General features: G+C 49.7%; 22 protein-coding genes. 18 read left to right on the top strand and 4 right to left on the bottom strand.

Annotated features, from left to right (window positions below):
- Positions 1-52: 52 nt before the first annotated feature.
- Genes lepA through OIK42_RS18560 form a run of 6 tightly spaced genes read left to right on the top strand, consistent with a single transcriptional unit; the run spans position 53 to position 5,783 of the window.
- Entirely contained in the window at positions 53-1,849 is a 1,797-nt protein-coding gene (lepA, locus tag OIK42_RS18535; RefSeq protein WP_273642608.1) for a translation elongation factor 4, read from the top strand.
- Positions 1,849-2,751, top strand: a complete 903-nt coding sequence (gene lepB, locus OIK42_RS18540; protein ID WP_273642609.1) for a signal peptidase I — start codon at positions 1,849-1,851, stop codon at positions 2,749-2,751. Before lepA ends, lepB begins: the two co-directional genes overlap by 1 nt.
- A complete protein-coding gene (rnc, locus tag OIK42_RS18545) occupies positions 2,751-3,434 on the top strand; it encodes a ribonuclease III (protein ID WP_273642610.1) in 684 nt (227 codons plus the stop codon). Before lepB ends, rnc begins: the two co-directional genes overlap by 1 nt.
- A complete protein-coding gene (gene era / locus OIK42_RS18550) occupies positions 3,427-4,353 on the top strand; it encodes a GTPase Era (RefSeq protein WP_273642611.1) in 927 nt (308 codons plus the stop codon). Before rnc ends, era begins: the two co-directional genes overlap by 8 nt.
- Positions 4,354-4,362: 9 nt before the next feature.
- The gene (gene pdxH / locus OIK42_RS18555; protein WP_273642612.1) at positions 4,363-5,001 is read left to right on the top strand and encodes a pyridoxamine 5'-phosphate oxidase; all 639 of its coding nucleotides are present in this window, start codon (positions 4,363-4,365) and stop codon (positions 4,999-5,001) included.
- On the top strand, positions 5,001-5,783 hold the full coding sequence (locus OIK42_RS18560; protein WP_273642613.1) for a TatD family hydrolase: 783 nt from the start codon (positions 5,001-5,003) through the stop codon (positions 5,781-5,783). Before pdxH ends, OIK42_RS18560 begins: the two co-directional genes overlap by 1 nt.
- On the opposite strand, the gene OIK42_RS18565 is transcribed toward OIK42_RS18560, so the two are convergent.
- Entirely contained in the window at positions 5,744-6,148 is a 405-nt protein-coding gene (locus tag OIK42_RS18565; protein WP_273642614.1) for an AhpA/YtjB family protein, read from the bottom strand. The genes OIK42_RS18560 and OIK42_RS18565 overlap by 40 nt on opposite strands.
- 119 nt (positions 6,149-6,267) lie before the next feature.
- Between OIK42_RS18565 and serB the strand changes: the two genes are divergently transcribed.
- A complete protein-coding gene (serB, locus tag OIK42_RS18570) occupies positions 6,268-7,287 on the top strand; it encodes a phosphoserine phosphatase SerB (protein ID WP_273642615.1) in 1,020 nt (339 codons plus the stop codon).
- A gap of 3 nt (positions 7,288-7,290) precedes the next feature.
- Here serB and OIK42_RS18575 read toward each other — a convergent pair whose 3' ends face one another.
- The gene (locus OIK42_RS18575) at positions 7,291-9,858 is read right to left on the bottom strand and encodes a PilZ domain-containing protein (protein ID WP_273642616.1); all 2,568 of its coding nucleotides are present in this window, start codon (positions 9,856-9,858) and stop codon (positions 7,291-7,293) included.
- 174 nt (positions 9,859-10,032) lie between these two features.
- Between OIK42_RS18575 and radA the strand changes: the two genes are divergently transcribed.
- Positions 10,033-11,409: a DNA repair protein RadA gene (gene radA, locus OIK42_RS18580; RefSeq protein WP_273642617.1), complete on the top strand. Its 1,377-nt coding sequence runs from the start codon at positions 10,033-10,035 to the stop codon at positions 11,407-11,409.
- Here radA and OIK42_RS18585 read toward each other — a convergent pair.
- A complete protein-coding gene (locus tag OIK42_RS18585; protein WP_273642618.1) occupies positions 11,406-11,804 on the bottom strand; it encodes a PilZ domain-containing protein in 399 nt (132 codons plus the stop codon). The genes radA and OIK42_RS18585 overlap by 4 nt on opposite strands.
- A 97-nt stretch (positions 11,805-11,901) precedes the next feature.
- Positions 11,902-13,569 (bottom strand): energy-dependent translational throttle protein EttA, encoded by a 1,668-nt coding sequence (ettA, locus tag OIK42_RS18590; protein WP_273642619.1) that lies wholly within the window; start codon positions 13,567-13,569, stop codon positions 11,902-11,904.
- A 202-nt stretch (positions 13,570-13,771) separates the two neighbouring features.
- On the opposite strand from ettA, the gene lpxD reads away from it, so the two are divergent.
- From lpxD to OIK42_RS18640, 10 genes are all read left to right on the top strand, one after another.
- Positions 13,772-14,800 carry a UDP-3-O-(3-hydroxymyristoyl)glucosamine N-acyltransferase gene (lpxD, locus tag OIK42_RS18595; protein ID WP_273642620.1) on the top strand — a complete coding sequence of 343 codons (1,029 nt, stop codon included), beginning with the start codon at positions 13,772-13,774 and terminating at the stop codon, positions 14,798-14,800.
- A gap of 358 nt (positions 14,801-15,158) precedes the next feature.
- Positions 15,159-16,415 carry a serine hydroxymethyltransferase gene (gene glyA / locus OIK42_RS18600; RefSeq protein WP_273642621.1) on the top strand — a complete coding sequence of 419 codons (1,257 nt, stop codon included), beginning with the start codon at positions 15,159-15,161 and terminating at the stop codon, positions 16,413-16,415.
- 68 nt (positions 16,416-16,483) lie between these two features.
- Positions 16,484-16,933, top strand: a complete 450-nt coding sequence (gene nrdR, locus OIK42_RS18605; RefSeq protein WP_273642623.1) for a transcriptional regulator NrdR — start codon at positions 16,484-16,486, stop codon at positions 16,931-16,933.
- A gap of 5 nt (positions 16,934-16,938) precedes the next feature.
- Positions 16,939-18,075, top strand: coding sequence for a bifunctional diaminohydroxyphosphoribosylaminopyrimidine deaminase/5-amino-6-(5-phosphoribosylamino)uracil reductase RibD (ribD, locus tag OIK42_RS18610; RefSeq protein ID WP_273642625.1), 1,137 nt, complete (start codon positions 16,939-16,941; stop codon positions 18,073-18,075).
- Positions 18,076-18,139: 64 nt separating this feature from the next.
- Positions 18,140-18,799 carry a riboflavin synthase gene (locus OIK42_RS18615; RefSeq protein WP_273642626.1) on the top strand — a complete coding sequence of 220 codons (660 nt, stop codon included), beginning with the start codon at positions 18,140-18,142 and terminating at the stop codon, positions 18,797-18,799.
- Between the two features lie 20 nt (positions 18,800-18,819).
- Positions 18,820-19,920, top strand: a complete 1,101-nt coding sequence (ribBA, locus tag OIK42_RS18620) for a bifunctional 3,4-dihydroxy-2-butanone-4-phosphate synthase/GTP cyclohydrolase II (protein WP_273642627.1) — start codon at positions 18,820-18,822, stop codon at positions 19,918-19,920.
- Positions 19,921-19,992: 72 nt separating this feature from the next.
- Positions 19,993-20,469, top strand: a complete 477-nt coding sequence (ribH, locus tag OIK42_RS18625) for a 6,7-dimethyl-8-ribityllumazine synthase (RefSeq protein ID WP_273642628.1) — start codon at positions 19,993-19,995, stop codon at positions 20,467-20,469.
- 10 nt (positions 20,470-20,479) lie between these two features.
- The gene (gene nusB, locus OIK42_RS18630; RefSeq protein WP_273642629.1) at positions 20,480-20,902 is read left to right on the top strand and encodes a transcription antitermination factor NusB; all 423 of its coding nucleotides are present in this window, start codon (positions 20,480-20,482) and stop codon (positions 20,900-20,902) included.
- A 69-nt stretch (positions 20,903-20,971) separates the two neighbouring features.
- Entirely contained in the window at positions 20,972-21,946 is a 975-nt protein-coding gene (gene thiL, locus OIK42_RS18635) for a thiamine-phosphate kinase (RefSeq protein ID WP_273642630.1), read from the top strand.
- Complete coding sequence (locus OIK42_RS18640; RefSeq protein WP_273642631.1) at positions 21,939-22,418, top strand: phosphatidylglycerophosphatase A family protein; 480 nt, start codon at positions 21,939-21,941, stop codon at positions 22,416-22,418. Before thiL ends, OIK42_RS18640 begins: the two co-directional genes overlap by 8 nt.
- Positions 22,419-22,812 lie beyond the last annotated feature (394 nt).

The raw sequence follows: 22,812 nt of genomic DNA on the forward strand, positions 1-22,812 counted from the left end.
CCATATCGACAGGCGATTGAACAAATTATTTTGTAGGTAATTTCCAAGCATTATGCAACATAAGCACATACGCAACTTCTCTATCATTGCGCACATCGACCACGGTAAGTCGACATTGTCGGATCGGCTGATTCAACATTGCGGAGGCTTAACCGAACGAGAAATGGCTGCGCAGGTCCTGGACTCCATGGATTTAGAAAGAGAACGGGGAATTACGATTAAGGCGCAGAGTGTGACACTCGACTATAAAGCGCGAGACGGTGAAACCTATCAGCTCAACTTTATCGATACCCCCGGGCACGTAGACTTTAGCTATGAAGTATCCCGTTCATTAGCAGCTTGTGAAGGCGCGCTGTTAGTGGTCGATGCTGGTCAGGGCGTTGAGGCGCAAACGGTAGCAAACTGTTATACCGCTATCGATATGGACATGGAAGTGGTGCCTATCCTGAACAAGATTGACCTGCCTCAGGCCGAGCCTGATCGGGTCGCTGAAGAAATCGAAGATATTATTGGCATAGACGCCCTGGATGCGGTGCATTGCTCGGCTAAAACCGGCATCGGCATTGAAGATGTGCTGGAAGTTATCGTTAAACAGATCCCACCGCCAGAGGGCGACCTGGATGCGCCGCTCAAGGCACTTATCGTCGATTCCTGGTTCGATAATTATCAGGGCGTTGTCTCACTGGTGCGTATTGTTGAAGGCCAGCTTAACGTCAAAGACAAAATTCAGATCATGTCTAATGGTCAGGTACACCAGGCAGATAAAATTGGTGTGTTTACACCTAAACCGGTTGAACGCAAAACCCTGAAGGCCGGTGAGGTTGGTTTTATCATTGCTGGTATCAAAGAAATTCACGGTGCGCCAGTGGGCGATACGATTACCCTGGCTAAAGCACCGGCAGAAAAGATGCTGCCCGGCTTTAAAAAAGTAAAACCACAGGTTTATGCGGGAGTATTCCCGGTAAGCTCTGATGACTACGAAGATTTCCGTGATGCATTGAACAAGCTCAGCCTCAATGACGCCTCGCTGTTTTTTGAGCCGGAGAGCTCCGCTGCACTGGGCTTTGGTTTTCGGGTTGGCTTCCTCGGTATGCTGCACATGGAAATCGTTCAGGAGCGCCTCGAACGCGAGTACGATCTGGATTTGATTACGACGGCACCAACGGTAAATTATCAGGTGTTAAAAACCAACGGTGATCTCATCGAGGTTGATAATCCATCCAAACTGCCTGCCATTAACGATATAGAAGAAATTCGTGAGCCCATGGTAGAAGCCAGTATTCTGGTGCCACAGGAATATCTCGGTAATGTGATAACGCTGTGCGTAGAAAAGCGAGGGATGCAAACCAATATGAGCTACCACGGCAAGCAAGTGGCTGTGGTGTATGAGTTGCCGATGGCCGAAGTGGTTCTGGATTTCTTTGACAGGCTCAAGTCAACAAGCCGCGGCTTTGCGTCCCTGGATTATAGTTTTAAACGTTTCCAAAGCTCGGATATGGTGCGCCTGGATATTCTTATTAACGGCGAGCGGGTTGATGCGTTAGCCGTCATCACGCACAAAGAGAACGCTCAGTCACGCGGGCGTGATCTGGTCGAAAAGTTGCGTGAGCTTATTCCAAGACAAATGTTTGATATTGCTATTCAGGCTGCTATTGGTAATCACGTGGTTGCCCGTAGTACAGTAAAACAGCTACGTAAAAACGTAATCGCCAAGTGTTATGGTGGTGACGTGAGCCGTAAGAAAAAACTGCTGCAAAAGCAAAAGGAAGGTAAAAAACGGATGAAGCAGGTGGGTAATGTGGAACTTCCACAGGACGCGTTCCTGGCCGTATTGAAGGTATCAAAATAATGGCAAATTATTTTTCGATTTTATTAGTAATACTAACCGTCGGCTCTGGCTTGATCTGGCTTGTTGATTCACTGGTTTTTGCACCCAAACGCAAGGCGCGCCGCGAAGCGTTAGCCGGTCATGGTGAGTCGGCGTTAGCACCGAATGAGGAATTGCCCTACATTGTGGATACTGCGCAGCAAATTTTTCCGGTGATTGCGTTTGTGCTGGTGTTGCGTTCTTTTTTATATGAACCCTTTCAAATACCGTCGGGTTCAATGATGCCTACGTTGCTGGTGGGCGATTTTATTTTGGTTGAAAAGTACGCCTATGGCTTAAAAGATCCCGTCTTTCGCCATAAATTCATCGATACGGGAAAACCCGAGCGCGGCGATGTAGTGGTGTTTAAGTATCCTGAAGAGCCTACTGTAGATTACATTAAACGCGTGGTGGGTTTACCCGGCGATACGGTGATCTATCGTGATAAGAAGGTTTATGTTAAGCCGCGCTGCGACAGCGGGCAAGACTGTGCGCCCCAGGCAGTGATGGCGCAGGAATTTGTAAACAGTGGCGAGTTTGTGCAAAACCTGGCCCCGTTAAAACGCGTCACTGAAACACTCGGTGACGTGAAGCATGATATTTTGCAACACCCGGTATCCGAAGCCCATCCATCCAATTTTTATACCCAACCGGGTACAAAAATGAATGAGTGGATTGTTCCTGAAGATCAGTACTTTGTACTGGGTGACAACCGTGATAACAGTCGCGACAGTCGTTTTTGGGGCTTCGTACCGGATGAGAATTTAGTTGGCCAGGCGGTCGCTATCTGGATTAGCTTTGAGTTTGAGCGTGATCCGGACAGTTGGTTACCCTCGTGGATTCCGTCGGGTGTGCGGTTTAACCGGATCGGTGGCATCGAATAATGATCGGTATTGATCGTTACGCCAGATTGTCTCAGTATCTGGGCTATCAATTTGTTGATCAGAGTTTGCTCAAACAGGCGTTAACCCATCGCAGTGCCGCTAAACTTCACAATGAACGCCTCGAATTTTTAGGCGACGCGGTTCTGGGCATGGTCGTCGCGCAAGCATTATACAGTCGTTTCCCAACCGTGCCGGAAGGCAAACTTACCCGCATGCGCTCTTCGTTAGTGAAAGGCGATACCCTGGCCGAGCTTGGCCGTGAGGCGGATGTAGGTCAGTTGCTTGAATTAGGGCCGGGCGAGCTCAAAAGTGGTGGTCACCGCCGCGGGTCGATTATTGCTGATGCAATGGAGGCCATATTTGGCGCGATTTACTTAGAAGCCGGGCTGGAGATCACTTCTGAAGTGATATTGCGCCTGCTACAGTCGCGTATAAAGAAACTCGATCCTAATGAACACCCTAAAGATGCAAAAACCCGGTTACAGGAGTACTTGCAGTCGCGTAAACTGCCTTTGCCGGTCTATGAAGTCGTTCATATCAGTGGTCAGGATCATGATCAGACCTTTGAGGTGCATTGCCATATTGAATCGATGAATAAACCCATGAAAGGCGTCGGCAGCAGCCGCCGCAAAGCCGAACAACAGGCTGCCCGCACGGCACTGGAGATACTCTGTAATGACTGATTCTGAACTTCCTGATATACCAGAAGCTGAAACACGCTGTGGTTTAGTGGCCATTGTAGGGCGTCCTAACGTGGGTAAGTCAACCTTACTCAATCGATTGCTCGGGCAAAAGGTGAGTATCACCTCCCGCAAGCCACAGACCACCCGGCACCGTATACTGGGTATCGACACTGACGGCGATTGCCAGACCGTGTATATCGACACTCCCGGCTTGCACGCGGAAGAAAAACGCACTATTAACCGCCTGATGAATCGTGCTGCATCCAGCTCCTTAGGTGAGGTGAGCCTGGTATTGTTTGTGGTTGAAGGTACGCGCTGGACCACTGACGATGAATTGGTGTTAAACAAGGTTAAGCAATCAGGTTTACCCTGTATCCTGGTGGTGAACAAGTTAGATAAAGTCAACGACGAAGCGTCGCTTATTGCACAGTTGCAAAAGTTATGTGCAATGCATGATTTTGAAGAAGTCATGCCGCTGAGCGCCAAGCAGGCAAAGCAGGTTGAACGGCTACGCGAGCTGGTCAGACGGCGACAACCTCAGAGTGAATTTTATTTTCCCGAAGACTATATCACTGACCGTTCCAGTCGTTTTATGGCGGCCGAAATTATTCGTGAGAAGCTGATGCGTTTTACCGGTGATGAATTACCTTATTCAACAACGGTGGAGATTGAGCAGTTTAAACTGGGTGATAACGGGGTCTACCGCATTAACGGCCTCATACTGGTTGAGCGTGAAACGCAGAAGCGTATGGTCATTGGTAAAGGAGGTAAACACCTTCGTACCATTGGAGAACAAGCCCGGTTAGATATGGAACGATTGTTCGACAACAAGGTGTTTTTAGAACTGTGGGTGAAAGTGAAATCAGGCTGGGCTGACGATGAGCGGGCATTACGCTCACTAGGCTACGGCGAGGACTGAGGATTTGTTATGAGCATTGCCGATCTACGCCGTCAATACAGTCAGGGGCATCTGACCGATACCGATCTGACAGCGCACCCTGTTGATTTATTTAAACGCTGGCTGGGTGATGCGATTAGCGCCGGGATCCCGGATCCCACGGCGATGACAGTGGCGACCGTTGATGCGCACGGTCAACCCTCACAACGTATTGTATTGCTCAAAGACTACGACTCTGAGGGCTTTGTGTTTTATACCAATTTAGGTAGCCGTAAGGCCCGGGAATTGGCTAACAACCCGCGAATTTCGTTGCATTTTCCGTGGTTTTTTATGGAGCGACAGGTACGTATTTGTGGTATTGCTCAAAAACTTTCTGCAGCACAAAATGCCAGATACTTTCTTTCCCGGCCCAAAGACTCACAGCTTGCCGCCTGGGCGTCGCAGCAAAGCCAGCCGATCTCGAGTCGCGAACTGCTTATGACCCAGTTTCAGCAAATGAAAGACAAGTTTGCCAAAAAGGAAATTCCGCTGCCCGATTTTTGGGGCGGCTATAAGGTTATACCCAGTCAAATAGAATTCTGGCAAGGCGGCGAAGACCGCCTTCACGATCGTTTCGAATACACTAAACAAGCGGATAACAGCTGGACAACCCAGCGCCTGATGCCCTGATGATAGATTCGCACTGCCATCTCGACTTACCAGCCTTTGCCAAAGACTGGCAGGCTGTGGTGGCAGAGAGTCAGGGCTGTGGGGTGCGCCGTATATTAATACCGGGCACCACGCCGGCCGGATGGCAGCAACAACGCCGCATGGCAAATCAATGCGCTGTTTTAGACATTGCCTTTGGTTTACACCCTTATTTTTTTCCGCAAAATTCCGACACGGCGCTGAGCGAGCTTGGCGATGCACTGGCCACCAGCGATAGTGCGAACAGGCTTGTGGCGCTCGGTGAGATTGGTATCGACGCGAGCATCGATACGCCGCTTGATACGCAACAAGCGTTATTTGAAGAGCAGCTAAAGCTCGCTGCGCAGTACAATCTGCCGGTTATTCTTCATCACCGCCGCTCGCATCATTTGTTAATCGAATCGATTAAACGCTGTCAATTTTCAGGTGGTGGGGTGGTGCATGCATTTTCCGGCAGCGAGCAGGTAGCACAGAGCTATATCGATATGGGCTTTAAGCTTGGCGTTGGTGGTACCATTACCTACGAGCGGGCGCGCAAAACCAGAAAAGCCCTGGCCAACACTGATATCTGCCACCTGTTACTGGAAACCGATGCCCCGGACATGCCTTTAGCAGGCCGGCAAGGGCAAAGAAACTCGCCTGTCTACCTGCCGGAAGTTGCTGCGGCATTGGCAAGCTTACATAATACGAGCGTAGCTGACGTAAGTGCTCATACCGATGCCAATTACGACTCGCTGTTTGGCAGGCTTGACCACTGTAAATAGCCAATAATCTGTGACTGGCTGTAAATCGCGACCATTGACGTCTGCAATTGAGGCATAACGCGTAACAATGTGGGCAGAGGGCGCGTATCTCCCTGCTGCGCAATGCGCTCACCGTCAGGCAGATAAACCGCGGCCTGCAGGATTGCCGCATCGGCTACCATACTGCGCAACAGACGTTGCAATTCATCACTATTTTGGGTTACCACCGCGCTGGCAACAATTCGGCTGTAGTGCTCGCCAAGGGTTGCGTTTGGCGGGTATTGCATTGTGCCAGAGGGGGCAGACGCGAGTTTCCATAGCACCACAGCCGAAATGACCAGGATCAGGCCGGCGGTAAAAAGAGCAAGAGTTGGTCTAAGCTGCAAGATGAGGCCCTATAGAATAAAAATTAGCTAACTTATTACTAACTGCGCATTTCCCAATGGGCCGGTATCCGTTAGGATCTAAGGATAACAATCACCATGTCGGATTGGGACACTACATCTTGGAACAACAAGCACTTAGTACAACGCAACGGGACAGCGCTTCGTATTTGCGCAGTCTGTTAAAAGAATATCAGAATCTTCGCTGGGATAACACTTACACCACACTGCTCGTAAATGCCGATACCAGCCGCAGTGATAATCAATTACTGGTTAGCAGTCAATTACTTACTGCAGGGCAGCTGGCCGCTATCGCAGCTCAGCTTGAGCCTGTCTTGCAAGTCGGAGCCATGTCGCTGCATCCCCATGACAGCCTGACTACTGCTACCGTGGTGGTGTTTAACATTACCCAAATGGATCAGGATAAGCAGCGTGTTTATGAGCTGCTTGATGCAGCAGCTGCCAGCCATCATTGTGAGGTCGCCCTGGTCAACCGGAATTTGCCGACCTTAAGTGAACCGGGTTTACTTGTTATGGATATGGACTCCACCGTTATTCAAATTGAGTGTATCGACGAGATAGCCAAGCTGGCCGGGCTGGGTGAGCAGGTTTCGGCTGTCACCGAGCAGGCCATGCGGGGAGAGCTGGATTTTAAAGAAAGCCTGCGCTCCCGGGTTGAATGCCTGCGCGGTGTGAATGTGAGTCAACTGGCGCAAATTCGCGCCGGTATTCCGCTTATGCCCGGTCTGCAAAATTTGCTTGCTGTATTGCAGCAGCATGGTTGGAAGATTGCCATTGCCTCTGGCGGGTTTACCTATTTTGCCGGTTATCTGGAGCGCCGCCTGGGCCTGGACGCCTCCAGGGCCAACGAGCTTGAGGCGCAGAACGGCGTACTGACCGGTAATGTGGTAGGCGATATTGTCGATGCCGAGGTTAAAGCGCAAACGGTCCGGGAGTTAGCGGCCAGGTGGCAAATTCCAATGTCGCAAACCGTTGCCATGGGCGACGGCGCTAACGACTTAAAAATGATGAATGTCGCAGCATTGGGTGTCGCCTTTGAAGCTAAGCCTGTGGTCAATGCGCAAGCCGACGTCGCCATTCGCTATTCAGGTCTGGATACCATGCTGGCTTACTTACAATAGCAGTTACTGAGGAGCGGTAGGCTCGTCAGTGATATCGCTGTCGTCATCGTCAGCACCGTCTTCATCGGTGCTGTCAGAACTTTTCTTCGTTTGTAAAATCCGATGGTTTTTGGCAATTGCCTGAACGTCAAAGTTATAACGCATCAATACCTGATCGGTGACATCCACAGCATGCACACAGGCACTGATACTCCATAACCGCGCTTCTAACTCTTTTGCACGGTGAATGGCGTAAACACTGATGTAGTTGATTTCGGACTGGAGCATTTCGACATCGGGTTTGCCCGTCGTTGAAATCGTCACATTGATGGCAATAAACAACCCGTTGCTCATTGCGTCCTGGATAAACTGGCGGCGCTTTTCATCAGAACTGAACCGCTGTGAATATCGCGCATCGATGACCTCGGTCGACTCCGTCGCCTGGGGTTTAAATGCCACTAAAAGTTCGCTGGCGACGGACTGCATTTCGTTTTTTACCCGTCTGATTGCCTGTTGGATAAATGGGGTTTCGAGGTTACGGTCCCGGAACAATGGCTCCAGATTTACTTTCTGACGGTCAGCAAAATGACTGAACAACATTTTCAGACGTGGGTTAGAGTGCCCACTGAGTACCCCGACCTGCGGCTGATATCGACTGCCGTTTTTGGATAACACAAACGCCAGGGTCGAAGGGTTTTTGGCATTAATACACCGTAATGCATGACCAATACCTGGAATTTCTTCTTCATCCGGGTACGTCTTCAGCGACGATTTATTATTTTTGATCAGTTCTGCAAAAAAGCGTCTGGCTGGCAGCCCTTCTTCACCGTTTACCGTTCTCAGGTGGAGTACGTTTCTATCGCCACTGATATGGACGACCCGGTACTGGAGTCTGGAGAGGTCAAATTTGGTGGTAAGTTTTTGCAACTTGGGGAGGCCTACGTCTACCCGCATATTCAAGTCGCCATCGTACTCGCCGTCAATTTCAATGCGCATCCCATTCACGGAGATATCTTCGCTGATGGCACTGATGTCCTGGCCACGGGCATAAACCTGTACCGTTGTTCGCAGCAAGTAGCGAGCCTCCATCCGCTGTTCCTGAAACTTATACCGAAACGATTTAATTGCGGTGGGGACTTTGTTGCGTGCATGACCAAAAACCTTTAGCGCTTTAAGCCGGCTTCGATCCACTTTCAGCTGACTAAATAGCAGCTGTTCCTGATCAGACGTTACGTCAGTAATCTGGGCGATATGTGCCAGGTTTTTTAACTTCGCCATCAGTCGCGGTGCCGGTTTGGCGTTTTGTCTTTTGACTTTTGTGCCCACTTCATCCGGTAATGACAACGGCGCATAAGCCTGCTCTGGCGACATGTCACATATACCTACTTTGAACACACGCCAACTGACTTTTCTGGCACCAAAACCAACAAACAGCTGCTTTAATCCGGGGTCACGGTTTAGCTCGTCATGGGCTGCCGAATAAAAATAAATCCGGCCATTCTGAATATGATTAAAGCTGTAAATATACATCTCTGGTGAGCGGTGTTTGCTTTTCAGCAAACGCTCCAATCGTTTAGGGGAGATCAGGTAACCAAGCCTTAACTCATCTTCTTCATCGTTCCAATAGCTTAAAATGTGGCGGTTCAGATCGTTAGCCATCGCAAAACGAGGAATGACCTTACCGTCGGCTACTTCTAAAAACACCGGTAATGTCGGACAGCTGGGCGAAAAATACTGTTCACAGGATTTGTTGATGATGGCGTCAACCGTGTTATCCATATTCACTTTATAACGGCGTTTATTGCCATGGATAAACTTATCAATGAACTGATCGAAAGGATCATTAGGGGCGCTTTCCAGTCGCTTCATCTGCAGAAACTGAAAGTCACCTTTACGGCTAATACTGACCAGCTGATATTTAATTGGCGCTGTTTTATCCAGCGCATACTCACTTTCCAAGCCCCTGAAATAGACTCCGAGAACCTGCCCCAGAGTGAACTTGTAGTCCTTCGGTAGCTTGATTTTCATGCCATGACTTGAAATGTCGACGCTGGTTGCTCTGACGCTATTATTGGTGTCCGTTACCACTTCTAATGCGACGGCAAAGTTCATACGCTCTTCAGTTCGCTGGGCGTATTCCAACAAACTGATATTGGGCACGTCAAACTGTTTTACATTTCCGGATAGCTTTTCTGGCGGGGGTGGTGGCGCGTCACCGTTTCGTTGTGCTTCGGCTTTTTCGCGAATGACTTTAAAGTTATTTTCAGTGGCCATGACCGTTTCGTAAACGCCAAAACAATAGTGGCCAAAAATTCTTACCTGTTGCTCAAAAACCTCAATGGCGACGTCATCCAAGTAATGCGTTATTCCGCCGTATTCGTATAACCGGCATTCACCATCAACCTGATTACGTAAATCAATGACACGCATGCAGGGACGCGCCAGGCGCTTCATTTCCATTTTGAGAAGAAAGCGTTTTTCTTTGGGCACACTCGCCGCTATCTGCTGCAAAACCTGATTAAACTCAGGTTCTTTAACCATAGGTTTGAGCTGTTCAATCAGTGATGCGTACTGTGATAAGTCCTGAGTCATAATCAAGGTTTTGCTGTGTACCTAAACGCTTTTTAGTATAGTTAATGTTTTATCGGCAACTTGAGGCAAGGCATGAGTACGGTGGTACACTTAATGCCGGTCAACACGCAAATCTCTCTTTTTGAGATGCCTGAATGAATCATAATACTAAAGCACTGGGAAACCAATAATTATATGGCAAAACGAAAAACAGCCTATGTGTGTTCAGACTGCGGCGCTGAATTTCCGCGCTGGCAGGGGCAATGTAGCGAATGTAAAGCCTGGAACACCATTTCCGAATTTGTAGTGAGTCCGGCTAAAACCACAACCCGGGGCAATCTGGCGGGCTACGCGGGGCAAACTGCCAGTCAAATTCAAACGCTGAACGAGATCAATGTTGAGGACCTGCCGCGCTTTAGTTCTGGCTTAAAAGAACTTGACCGTGTGCTGGGTGGCGGCATTGTGCCGGGCTCTGCTATCCTGATTGGTGGCTCGCCAGGAGCCGGTAAAAGTACCTTATTACTGCAGGTCATGTGTCAGCAGGCAGCGAGCCATTCCGCGTTGTATGTCACCGGTGAAGAATCTCTGCAGCAGGTCGCGATGCGTGCTAAGCGTCTGGGATTACCCGACGACAAACTGATGATGCTGGCCGAGACGAATGTGGAAACCATTTGTAACCTGGCGCTTGATAAGAAACCCCAGATTATGGTCATCGACTCTATCCAGGTAATGCATGTGAGCGATGTGCAATCGGCACCGGGCAGTGTTTCTCAGGTGCGCGAGAGCGCAGCATACTTAACCCGTTTTGCCAAACAGCATCATATTGCCATGTTTCTGGTTGGCCATGTCACCAAGGACGGCAGTCTGGCGGGCCCGAAGGTACTGGAGCACTGTATTGATTGTTCGATGATGCTCGAAGGGGAAAGCGATGGCCGTTTTCGTACCTTACGCAGTCATAAGAACCGCTTCGGCGCGGTGAACGAGCTGGGTGTGTTTGGCATGACCGATAAGGGCGTTAAAGAGGTCAGTAACCCGTCGGCAATTTTTTTAAGTCGCGGCGACAGCCAGGCGCCCGGCTCGGTTGTAATGGTGATCTGGGAAGGCACAAGGCCATTACTGGTAGAGATCCAGGCGCTGGTGGATTATTCGCAGTTGAGTAATCCGCGTCGGGTAGCGGTTGGTCTCGACCAAAACCGGTTATCCATGTTATTGGCTGTCATGCATCGCCACGGTAACGTACAAATGAACGACCAGGACGTATTTGTAAATGTTGTTGGCGGGGTAAAAGTAGCAGAAACCGCCGCTGATCTGGCTTTGTTAGTCGCGATGGTATCCAGTTTTCGCAACCGCGCCTTACCCAGAGAGCTGATTGTTTTTGGTGAAGTGGGACTGGCGGGAGAAATTCGTCCGGTGCCCAATGGCAGTGAACGGCTGAGTGAGGCAGTTAAGCACGGTTTTAAACATGCTATTGTGCCCAAAGCTAACGCCCCCAAACAAAAAATTAATGGCTTAACCGTTATCCCCGTGGTCAAGCTAAGTGATGCATTGGAGGCATTGGAAAACTGGGCCTAATTTAACGCTTTCCAAATTTGCTCAAGCAGCGCGGACAGTTCGAGACTGTCTAAATCCTGTTGGCCACTGTTAAGCTGTAATAGCCGTCGCAGCTGGCTCATATCTTCTACGCTGATATGGGTGAGCTGAATCCCGGCGATGGCAAAATCCGTGTCGTCGGCTAAGGGCGTTATGTTAGTGATAGATCCCCTCACCGTAATCACAGGGCTTTCTGCATTGGCTTTAAAGGTGAGCGTAACGGGTTGGTTTTGTGAGGATGTTGTCGCGGGTAAACGGACACGCATGCCTTGCAGCGACAAGTCCTGAACTTGCGTAGTGACCGTCTCACCGGCAATCACTAAATCACCGGGTAAGTTAATGGCAATACGTTGGAACTGACGTTTTTCTTGCGACATTGATTCCTCGATATTTTTTGTTCAGGTTATGCACACCCAAATCATAGCGTTAGCGTCTTCATTGAGTGTAGTGCATAACCTGTCAGGCAGCAGTAAATTACTTGCTGATTTTCTTATATTTTAAACGATGAGGTTCAACAACATCCTGACCGAAGTTGGCTTTTAACCATGCCTCATAGTCCATGTAGTTACCTTCATAAAAGTTAATTTTGCCCTCGTCACGGTAATCCAGAATGTGCGTGGCAACCCGGTCCAGAAACCAGCGATCGTGCGAAATCACCATGGCGCAGCCAGGAAACTCCAGCAAAGCATTTTCCAGCGCGCGAAGCGTCTCGACATCCAGATCGTTGGTCGGCTCATCGAGCAGCAGCACGTTGCCGCCTGCTTTTAGCAGTTTGGCTAAGTGCACGCGGTTGCGCTCACCGCCAGACAAATCCTTAATGTATTTTTGCTGATCGGTACCTTTAAAGTTAAAGCGGCTGCAATAGGCACGGCTATTTAATTCAAAATTACCAATACGCACAATATCCTGGCCATCGGATAATTCCTGCCAAACGGTATTGTTGCCGTCCATGTGATCGCGAAACTGTTCAACGCTGGCCAGTTTTACCGTATCACCAATCGAAATGGTGCCGCTGTCGGGCTGCTCTTTACCACTTAACATTCTGAACAGGGTTGATTTACCGGCGCCGTTAGGACCAATAATACCGACAATGGCCCCTTTAGGGACTTTAAATGTCATGTCATCAATTAACTGGCGATCGCCGTACGATTTTTGCAGATGCTCAATTTCAATGACTTTATCGCCGAGACGCTCACCAGGCGGAATAAACAGCTCGTTGGTTTCGTTGCGTTTTTGATAATCGCCACTGGATAACTCTTCAAACCGTGACATCCGGGCTTTGCTTTTTGCCTGGCGGCCCTTTGGGTTAGTACGTACCCACTCCAGTTCTTGTTTGATGGATTTCTGACGGGCGTTTTCGGTGCGCTCTTCCTGTTCCAGACGCGCATCTTTTTGCTCCAGCCAACTGGAGTAGTTGCCTTCCCATGGAATACCGTGGCCACGGTCAAGTTCAAGTATCCAGCCCGCTACGTTATCAAGGAAATAGCGATCGTGGGTAATGGCCACTACGGTGCCTTCATAATCGTGCAGAAAGCGTTCTAACCAGGCAACAGATTCAGCATCAAGGTGGTTAGTTGGCTCATCGAGCAACAACATGTCTGGCTTTTCCAGCAACAGACGGCACAGGGCAACGCGTCGGCGTTCTCCTCCGGACAGTTTCGACACATCCGCATCCCAGGGTGGCAGGCGCAAGGCATCGGCAGCACGTTCCAGAGCGTTCTCGAGATTGTGGCCGTCTTTGGCTTGAATGATTGCTTCCAGTTCGCCTTGTTCTTTTGCCAGTGCGTCAAAATCAGCGTCCGCATCGGCATACGCGGCATACACTTCGTCGAGGCGCTTTAATGCGTGAGCAACATCGGCCACGGCTTCTTCAATATTGCCGCGGACATCCTTACTTTCGTCCAGCTGCGGCTCCTGTGGCAAATAGCCAATATTTATACCGGGCTGTGCGCGGGCCTCACCTTCAATTTCGGTATCGACACCGGCCATGATGCGCAGCAATGTTGATTTACCAGCGCCGTTTAAGCCGAGCACACCAATTTTAGCGCCGGGAAAAAAACTAAGGGAAATATCTTTTAGAATCTGGCGGTTAGGCGGAACAATTTTGCCTACCCGGTGCATGGAGTATACGTATTGAGACATGCTTGGTCCTGACTATTACAAAAGTAGCTATTGTAATCAAAGACGCTGACACATGATAGTCATGCGCAGCATCGTTAGCTTGTAAAGATTAATACGTTCTATTACAGCACATATTTTTTAAGTCAGTTATGAGCCAAGCGATTATTTTTTTTGTAAACTATGCCCATTGAGTAAAGTTACTCTGCATATTTGAAGGACTTTCATGCCTGCACAACCTAAAACGCTTTCTCTTTCTCAACTGGCTGAACAGGTTGGGGGAGATGTTCAGGGCGATGGCTCTGTTATGTTAACCGGAGTGAGTACACTAAGCAGTGCAACACCGGTACAGATTTCATTCTTAACCAACGGCAAATACCGCGCTCAACTGCAAACCAGTCAGGCCGGGGCGGTGATACTGCATGCTAAAGAAGCAGAAAACTGCCCGTTGCCGGCGTTAATTCACGGCAACCCTCACGCCGCTTTTGCCCGTATTGCGCAGATTTTTGATACCACGCCAGGGGTAGCAACAGGGCAACATGCTACCGCCCAGGTGGCAGACTCAGCAGTGCTGGGCAAGAATGTGGCGCTGGGGCCTTATTGCGTAATAGAAGAGGGCGTTGTACTGGGTGATAATGTAGTTATCGGTGCCCATACTGTGATTAGCCGCGATACCCGGATCGGCGATGGTAGTGTGATACACCCGAATGTCACTATTTACCATAGCGTTCGCATTGGCAAACGCGTGCGTGTTCATAGCCAGACCGTTATCGGCGCCGATGGGTTTGGCTATGCCAATGATAACGGCGTGTGGTTGCCTATCCCGCAAACCGGCTCGGTGGTTATCGGTGATGACAGCCAGATTGGTGCCTCCACCACTATCGATCGTGGTGCATTGGATGACACCATTATCGGCACTAATGTGATTATCGATAATCAGGTACAAATTGCCCATAACTGTATCATTGGTGATCATAGTTGTATATGTGGTTCGACCGGTATTGCCGGCAGTGCGACCATTGGTAAATACGTCATAATTGCCGGCGGATGCGGCATCGGTGGCCACCTGAGCATTTGTGATAAAGTACAAATCACCGGCTACACCATGGTCATTAGCGATATCAAAGAGCCTGGTGTGTACTCGTCAGGCCAACCAGCTCTGCCAAACCGGGAGTGGCGCAAAAATGCCGTACGCAGCCGACAGCTGGAGCAACTCTTTGACCGTGTAAAACAGTTAGAGAAACGCGCGGATTAGTGCCACTGAGTGATTAAGCGGTAGTAACCGGCTTATACCTAAATACCTGATCGTTATTGCTTAGAATAAAGTTTGTGTATTGAGGATTTGCCTGTTGCTGCCGGTAACGATTCGATATCAATTTATTATTACCAAATTAATCAGTGTATTAGGTGTTTAAGCGCGTGTTCCATGTGGTTTTGCGTTGAGCGTTTTTAAGGCTTGCCTGACTATTGTATCTGACAGTTGACAGCTGCGAATAAAAATTAGCCGCTAAATTGTCATAAATCAGCCATAAACCAGTATACATAACACGTAAAATGACTAGAATATGCCGTTCAAATTTAGATGCGACCCACTAACGCAGTAAGGAGCCTTCATGTTACCGCGCCAAATGAATATTGCCGATTTTGATCCGGAATTAGCCGCCGCGATAGATAAAGAAAATCAACGTCAGGAACATCACATTGAACTGATTGCATCAGAAAACTATTGCAGTCCTCGTGTATTGGAAGCCCAGGGGTCGCAATTAACTAACAAATACGCCGAAGGTTATCCGGGCAAGCGTTATTATGGCGGTTGTGAATACGTCGATATCGTCGAAGAACTTGCGATAGAACGGGCAAAACAACTGTTTGGCGCTGAATATGCCAACGTGCAGCCACACTCAGGATCGCAGGCAAACTCAGCCGTATTCATGGCACTACTCGATGCTGGCGACACCGTACTGGGCATGAGCTTATCTGAAGGTGGCCACCTGACGCACGGCGCTCACGTTAACTTTTCTGGCAAAACTTACAACGCGGTGCAGTATGGCCTGAATGAAGAAACCGGCGAAATCGATTACGATCAGGTTGAAGCATTAGCACAAGAGCATAAGCCAAAGATGATCATCGGTGGCTTCTCTGCTTATTCAGGCATTGTTGACTGGCAGCGTTTCCGCGCAATCGCTGACAAAGTGGGTGCCTATCTGATGGTTGATATGGCGCACGTGGCGGGCTTGATTGCGGCCGGTGTCTATCCAAATCCACTGCCGCATGCACACGTGGTAACCACTACAACACATAAAACATTAGCGGGTCCTCGTGGTGGTTTGATCCTGTCGGCCTGTGGTGATGAAACCCTGTACAAAAAATTCAACAGTTCGGTGTTCCCGGGTAACCAGGGCGGTCCTCTGTGTCACGTTATTGCCGCCAAGGCGGTAGCCTTCAAAGAAGCGCTTGAGCCTGATTTTAAGACGTACCAGCAGCAGGTGGTAACCAATGCCAAGGCGATGGTTAGTGTGATGCAGGAACGCGGCTATAAAATTGTCTCTAACGGCACTGATAACCACTTGTTCCTGTTGGATCTTATCGATAAAGATATCACCGGCAAAGACGCCGATGCCGCACTGGGTCGCGCCAATATTACCGTGAATAAAAACTCCGTCCCTAAAGATCCCCGTTCTCCCTTTGTGACCAGCGGTCTGCGCATTGGTACCCCGGCTATTACCCGTCGCGGTTTTGGCGCAGATGAAGCCAGACAGGTTGCCAACTGGATTTGTGATGTACTGGACAATCTGGGCGATGAAAGTGTTGAACGTCGTGTTCAACAGGAAGTAATTGAGCTGTGTTCACGCTTTCCGGTTTACGCTTAACAGGCTTGATACCGCCGCACGCAGGCCCGATATTGAGCGTCGGGCCATAAGCTTTACAGGAGCGTTTAATGCATTGCCCGTTCTGCTCGGCAGAAGAAACCAAAGTTATCGATTCTCGCTTAGTTGCTGAGGGCCATCAGGTGCGTCGGCGCCGCGAATGTGCCGATTGCCATGAACGCTTTACAACCTTTGAAAGCGCCGAACTGGTGATGCCGCGAGTGATTAAGCGCGACGGCACCCGCGAGCCATTTAACGAAGAGAAACTGCGGGCAGGTTTGCAACGGGCGCTCGAAAAGCGGCCGGTCAGCACCGAAAAAGTCGAGCAATGTGTGTTACAGTTAAAGTCCACGCTGCGTGCCACCGGTGAACGGGAAGTCGAGAGCGCGTTTTTAGGCAACCTGATTATGGATGCCCTGAAAGAGCTCGATAAAGTGGCTTATGTGCGCTTTGCCTCGGTTTATCGCTCCTTTGAAGATATTAAAGAGTTTGGTGAAGAGATAGCCAGACTCGGGGATTAGTTCCCATGTCCCATGTTACGCCAACCCCTCTTTTAAAAACCGATGAATACTGGATGGCGCGAGCTGTTCAGCTGGCGGCCAGGGGCCGTTATACCACTTCTCCCAATCCCCGTGTTGGCTGCGTCATTGTCAAAAATAATCAGGCTATCGGTGAGGGGTATCACATTCAGGCGGGTACCCCCCACGCAGAAGTCCACGCATTAAGAGCGGCCGGCGATAATGCGGCCGGCGCTACCGCTTATGTAACGTTGGAACCCTGCAGTCATACAGGCAGAACGCCGCCTTGCGCTGAGGCTCTTGTAACTGCGCAGGTAGCCAGGGTGGTCGTGGCGATGACAGATCCTAATCCACAGGTCAGTGGACGTGGTATTGCCCGTCTTGAAGCCGCTGGCATTGCCGTTACCCAGGGCGTGCTGACTCAGCAGGCAAAAGCGCTTAACCCGGGCTTTATAAAACGTATGGAAACTGGCTTACCCTGGGTGAGGGTCAAACTGGCCAGCAGTCTGGACGGTAAAATCGCCCTGGCTAATGGCAACAGTCAATGGATCACGGGGCCGGCAGCACGGCGCGATGTGCAGCGTTTCAGAGCGCAAAGCTGCGCCATTATTACCGGCAGTGGCACGGTCAGCAAAGATGAGCCGAGTTTGTTGGTACGTCCGGAGCAGGCGCGAATAACAGACTATCCGCTGGCAATTGTGCGTCAGCCACTGCGGGTGGTGATTGACTCACAGCAACAGCTGTCGCCGCAGAGGCAAATGTTTAATGATGGGCATCCGGTATTGCTGGTCAATAGTCATGTGCAAACGGGTTTTGCTGCGGCCGTCGAACAGTTTACTGCACCGCACTCGCCGGCGGGCAAAACAGATCTCAATGCCGTGCTTAGTGAGCTGGGCTCGCGGGGTATCAATGAGCTGTGGGTCGAAGGCGGTGCGGGGTTAGCCGGGGCCTTTATTAGCGCTGGTCTGGTTGACGAACTGATTATATATCAGGCGCCCAAATTGCTGGGTGACAAAGGTTTATCGATGGTTAATTTGCCCGGCTATGAGCAGGTAAACGAAGCACCACACTTGAAATTGATCGACATCAGACATATAGCACAAGACATTCGACTGACTTATCAGTGGGTCACTGACGGGTCATAATAGCGGGCAACGCAGCGTTACTGCGTATGCCTTTTACTCAAAAATGTACACTGAGACTACCGTTATGTTTACTGGAATTGTTGCAGCACTGGGCACCATCGAGTCGATGACCGACCGCGGTGAAGCTATTCGGCTCAAGGTCGCCAGCGGCAAGCTCGATATGACCGATGTAGCCCTCGGCGATAGCATTGCCACCAATGGGGTGTGTCTGACCGTGGTGGATTTCAGTCAGCACCATTACAGCGCCGATGTGTCAGCGGAAACGATTCGCCTGACCGGGTTTGCCCATTATTCGCCGGGTATGCAGGTAAACCTTGAAAAAGCCATGCAGGTGGGTGACCGTTTTGGTGGTCATATTGTGTCGGGTCATGTGGATGGCGTTGGCGAGGTGTCAAAGGTCATTCCTCACAGTGACTATGTGGAGATCTGGATCAAAGCACCTGATGATTTAGCGCGCTATATTGCCCACAAAGGCAGCATTACCGTTGATGGTGTGAGCCTGACGGTGAACAAGGTTAATGGCAGTGAATTTATGCTATGGATTATTCCCCACACTTTGCAGGAAACCGTGTTGGGAACCTATAAAACCGGTACCCGGGTAAACCTGGAGGTGGACGTTATTGCCCGCTACCTGGAAAGACTGATGCTCGGCGACCAAGCCGCGAATAAGAAAAACGATATCAGTCTGGAATTTCTCGCCGAACACGGCTATTTAAAAAAATAACCCTACAAGAAACTATATTTATGCCACTGAATACTACCGCAGAAATTATTGAAGATATCAAACAAGGTAAGATGGTCATTCTGATGGATGATGAAGATCGCGAAAACGAAGGCGATCTCATTATGGCAGCAGAACACATTACGCCGGAAGCGATTAACTTTATGGTTAAACATGCCCGCGGATTGGTGTGCTTACCCATGACTGCTGAGCGCTGCCAACTGCTCAACCTGCCATTAATGGTAGACCGCAATAAAGCGCAGTTCTCGACTAACTTTACGGTCTCTATCGAAGCGGCTGAAGGGGTTACAACCGGTATTTCAGCGGCCGATCGTGCGACCACCATTCTGGCCGCAGTTGCCCCGGATGCCGCCGCCAAAGACATTGTTCAGCCCGGTCATATTTTTCCGCTCATCGCCAAAGACGGTGGTGTACTGAACCGTGCCGGTCATACCGAAGCGGGGGTTGATTTAGCGCGGCTTGCAGGTTGTGAACCGGCCGCGGTGATTGTCGAAATACTCAATGATGACGGCAGCATGGCACGACGTCCTCAGCTTGAAACCTTTGCTAAAGAGCATGATATCAAGATTGGTACGATCGCCGACCTGATTGAATATCGAAACCTGAACGAGACCACCATTAAAAAGGTGGCAACCTGTCAGCTTCCTACCCAGTACGGTGAGTTTGAATTACATACTTTCAAAGACGTTATCGATAACCAACTGCACTTTGCGCTTAAAAAAGGCGATATCAAAGCCGAGGAACCGACCCTGGTCCGGGTACATTTACATAATACCTTAAGTGATCTGCTTGGTTCGACGCGGGGCATTTCCCGCTCAATGACCCTGCCGGATGCCATGCAGAAAATTGCCGATAACGGTGGCGTGTTGGTGCTGCTGGGCAAAGAAGAAGATCTTGAGTCGCAGTTAACTCGCTTTGCGGCGGAAGATCGCGGCGAACAGCCCGTGGGTAAAAACTGGCAGGGCTCATCGCGGACGGTCGGTGTGGGCAGTCAGATTCTGTCTGCAATGGGGGTGCAAAAAATGCGTTTATTAAGCAAACCCATCAAATATCATGCGCTGTCCGGGTTTGGTCTTGAGGTTGTGGAGTATATTCACGACTAACGATTGGGTTTTGGCGCTGATGTGGTATACTTCGCGCCGTTTTTCATACGGGTTTTATACAGGGTTTGGGCTATGCAGGTTATCGAAGGTAATATCCGCGCGACGGGCAAAAAATTTGCCATTGTTGTATCACGTTTTAACAGTTTTGTGGTTGAAAGCTTGCTGGAAGGCGCGCTTGATACGCTGGAACGCCATGGCGAAGTAAGCGATGATGATGTTACCCTGGTACGGGTACCGGGTGCGTATGAGCTGCCGGTTGCAGCCAAAAAACTAGCAGAATCGAAAAAGTTCGACGCTATTATTGCGTTGGGCGCGGTTATTCGTGGCGGCACGCCTCATTTTGATTTTGTTGCCGGCGAATGCAACAAAGGTCTTGCTCAGGTTTCACTGGAGTATGGTTTGCCTGTTTCATTTGGTGTGATTACCACTGACTCGATTGAGCAAGCCATTGAGCGTTCAGGCACCAAAGCCGGTAATAAAGGCTCTGAAGCGGCCCTGGGTGCACTGGAAATGGTCAATGTCATGTCTTCTCTCGACGATCTGATCTAAGGATATTTTTGTGAAAGTATCTCCTCGTCGTCGTGCCCGTGAACTGGCTGTTCAGGGCATCTATTCATGGCAAATGAGCCGCAATGCGGTTGAACAGGTAGAGCTTAGCCTGGCTACCAGTAATGATATGAAAAAAGTCGATATGCCTTACTTTCAGTTGTTGCTACGCGGTGTGGTTAAACAAGCCTCTCATCTCGACGCTGCTATCAAACCCTATTTAGGCCGTCTGCCGGAAGAACTCGATCCTATCGAAAAGGCGATTTTACGCCTCGCTACCTTTGAACTAACCGAGCAGATGGATGTCCCATACAAGGTCATCATTAACGAAGCTATAGAACTTGCCAAGTCCTTTGGGGCTGAGGAAAGCCACAAATTTATTAATGGCGCGCTGGATAAAGCGGTTAAAACCCTGCGTCGGGACGAACGCGGTTAAGTCATTCAGGTTTCATCGTTTGTGGGCATTATGCTCGTTGTTGTTCAACCTTAATATTTCCGGATTACAGTGAAAGAGTTTGACCTGATAAAACGGTATTTTGCCCAAGGCGGTCATACCCGTAAGGATGTGCTGCTGGGTATTGGCGATGATTGTGCTGTCACTAAGGTGCCAGAAAATCAACATCTTGCCATAACTACCGACACCCTCATCAGTGGTGTGCACTTTTTAGCTGACGCCCCTGCGCGGTCGGTAGCCTACAAAGCGGTGGCTGTGAACCTCAGCGACCTTGCTGCCGCCGGTGCTGAGCCTGCCTGGATCAGCCTGTCATTGTCGTTACCTTCATACGATCAGGCATGGGTTGACGAATTTGTTAAAGGGCTTTTTGAGCTAACCGAATATTATTCTGTGCAACTCATCGGTGGTGATACGGTGACAGGGCCACTGGCTCTCACTATCACCGCTCAGGGGTTTGTGCCACCTAATACTGAGTTACGACGCAGTACCGCCAAACCTGGCGACTGGATTTACGTTACCGGCAATCTGGGTGATGCCGGGGCTGGCCTGGATATCTTACAAGGTAAGGTTGAGGCCAGCGGCGAAGACCGTGATTATCTGATAAACCGTCATTATTACCCGACGCCTCGTGTCATGGCCGGTACTGCTTTACGTCGTACCGCGAATGCATGTATCGATGTATCGGACGGGCTGGTGGCCGATCTCACGCATATCCTCAATGGTTCCGGGTGTGGCGCAACGGTGCATGTCGATCGTTTGCCGGTTTCCTCAGCGTTGTTTGACACGGTTGGTGCGCAACAGGCTTACCGTTATGCATTGTCTGCCGGCGATGACTATGAGCTGGTATTTACGGTTAACGAAGAACAGCGCGGCAACCTTGAAACATCGCTGACTAACGCCAATGTGAAAGCAACGTGTATTGGCCAGATTACCGGATATGCGGGTCAACTGGACTTGCGATTGTATGATGCCAGGTACGAGTTAGACGACGACGCAGGTTACGAACACCGCTTTAAGCATGGATAAAATTCTCAGATCCCGTGTTTCACTGAAAAATCCCGTGCATTTTTTAGCGCTTGGATTTGGCAGCGGTCTTATACCTTTAATGCCAGGCACCTTTGGTTCGTTGGCTGCATTACCCTTATTGCTACCCTTTGTATGGCTTGGCCCGACTGCCTTATTGCTGGCTGCAGTGCTGGCAAGCATAGTGGGTATCTACTTATGCGGCAAAACAGCCAGCGATATGCAGGTGCACGATCACGGTTCAATTGTGTGGGATGAAGTCGCGGGTATCTTACTGACCTTCCTGTGGGTCCCACTTACGCCGCTGACGGTTGTAGTCGGGTTTGTATTATTTCGCTTCTATGACATTTTGAAACCCTGGCCCATTAAGCCCATCGATAAATACATTCATGGCGGCTTTGGCATCATGCTCGACGATATTGTTGCCGGTATTATGGCTTGTCTGAGTCTGCATGCCCTGATGCTGTTGCTGTAACGTCTCGGTAACCGCAATCCTCTGACAATAACTCCCTTCACCCTGATGAGTAAAAACCAGGTGGCTCTGCTGCTTAGGTTAATCATAAGTGGGCATGAGACGTCCGTTAACCTAAAGTCCGAATTACCATTGAGTAGCAACGCTGGCCATAGGCTAACAGGAATGTATGCCTGCACAGCGGCAAACAATCTCTAAGCCAGTGTGTCCGGTGACTTTCTTTATCGCCCTCACTGAGTTAAAAATGAAAAGGCAATTCATCAGAATGTCCAGCTTATCGGGGCAGGGTTTTAATTGTGTTGCCGGAGCGTGTAAATGGTTTGCTTATGCAGACATTCCACTTGCTTCAGCAGGTAAACTACGAAAACGTACAATTATTGGGTATGGTATGCTGATA

This window comes from Alteromonas gilva (genome assembly GCF_028595265.1).
Taxonomy (GTDB): Bacteria; Pseudomonadota; Gammaproteobacteria; order Enterobacterales; family Alteromonadaceae; genus Alteromonas; species Alteromonas gilva.

Bases quoted from the DNA above. Each gene is read 5' to 3' on its own strand.
- ribBA (WP_273642627.1), top strand. From the start codon at position 18,820: ATGCCACTGAATACTACCGCAGAAATTATTGAAGATATCAAACAAGGT.
- lepB (WP_273642609.1), top strand. From the start codon at position 1,849: ATGGCAAATTATTTTTCGATTTTATTAGTAATACTAACCGTCGGCTCT.
- OIK42_RS18560 (WP_273642613.1), top strand. From the start codon at position 5,001: ATGATAGATTCGCACTGCCATCTCGACTTACCAGCCTTTGCCAAAGAC.
- OIK42_RS18615 (WP_273642626.1), top strand. From the start codon at position 18,140: ATGTTTACTGGAATTGTTGCAGCACTGGGCACCATCGAGTCGATGACC.
- lpxD (WP_273642620.1), top strand. From the start codon at position 13,772: ATGCCTGCACAACCTAAAACGCTTTCTCTTTCTCAACTGGCTGAACAG.
- nrdR (WP_273642623.1), top strand. From the start codon at position 16,484: ATGCATTGCCCGTTCTGCTCGGCAGAAGAAACCAAAGTTATCGATTCT.
- ribH (WP_273642628.1), top strand. From the start codon at position 19,993: ATGCAGGTTATCGAAGGTAATATCCGCGCGACGGGCAAAAAATTTGCC.
- pdxH (WP_273642612.1), top strand. From the start codon at position 4,363: ATGAGCATTGCCGATCTACGCCGTCAATACAGTCAGGGGCATCTGACC.
- lepA (WP_273642608.1), top strand. From the start codon at position 53: ATGCAACATAAGCACATACGCAACTTCTCTATCATTGCGCACATCGAC.
- ribD (WP_273642625.1), top strand. From the start codon at position 16,939: ATGTCCCATGTTACGCCAACCCCTCTTTTAAAAACCGATGAATACTGG.
- radA (WP_273642617.1), top strand. From the start codon at position 10,033: ATGGCAAAACGAAAAACAGCCTATGTGTGTTCAGACTGCGGCGCTGAA.
- era (WP_273642611.1), top strand. From the start codon at position 3,427: ATGACTGATTCTGAACTTCCTGATATACCAGAAGCTGAAACACGCTGT.
- glyA (WP_273642621.1), top strand. From the start codon at position 15,159: ATGTTACCGCGCCAAATGAATATTGCCGATTTTGATCCGGAATTAGCC.
- OIK42_RS18585 (WP_273642618.1), bottom strand. From the start codon at position 11,804: ATGTCGCAAGAAAAACGTCAGTTCCAACGTATTGCCATTAACTTACCC.
- OIK42_RS18640 (WP_273642631.1), top strand. From the start codon at position 21,939: ATGGATAAAATTCTCAGATCCCGTGTTTCACTGAAAAATCCCGTGCAT.
- rnc (WP_273642610.1), top strand. From the start codon at position 2,751: ATGATCGGTATTGATCGTTACGCCAGATTGTCTCAGTATCTGGGCTAT.
- OIK42_RS18575 (WP_273642616.1), bottom strand. From the start codon at position 9,858: ATGACTCAGGACTTATCACAGTACGCATCACTGATTGAACAGCTCAAA.
- ettA (WP_273642619.1), bottom strand. From the start codon at position 13,569: ATGTCTCAATACGTATACTCCATGCACCGGGTAGGCAAAATTGTTCCG.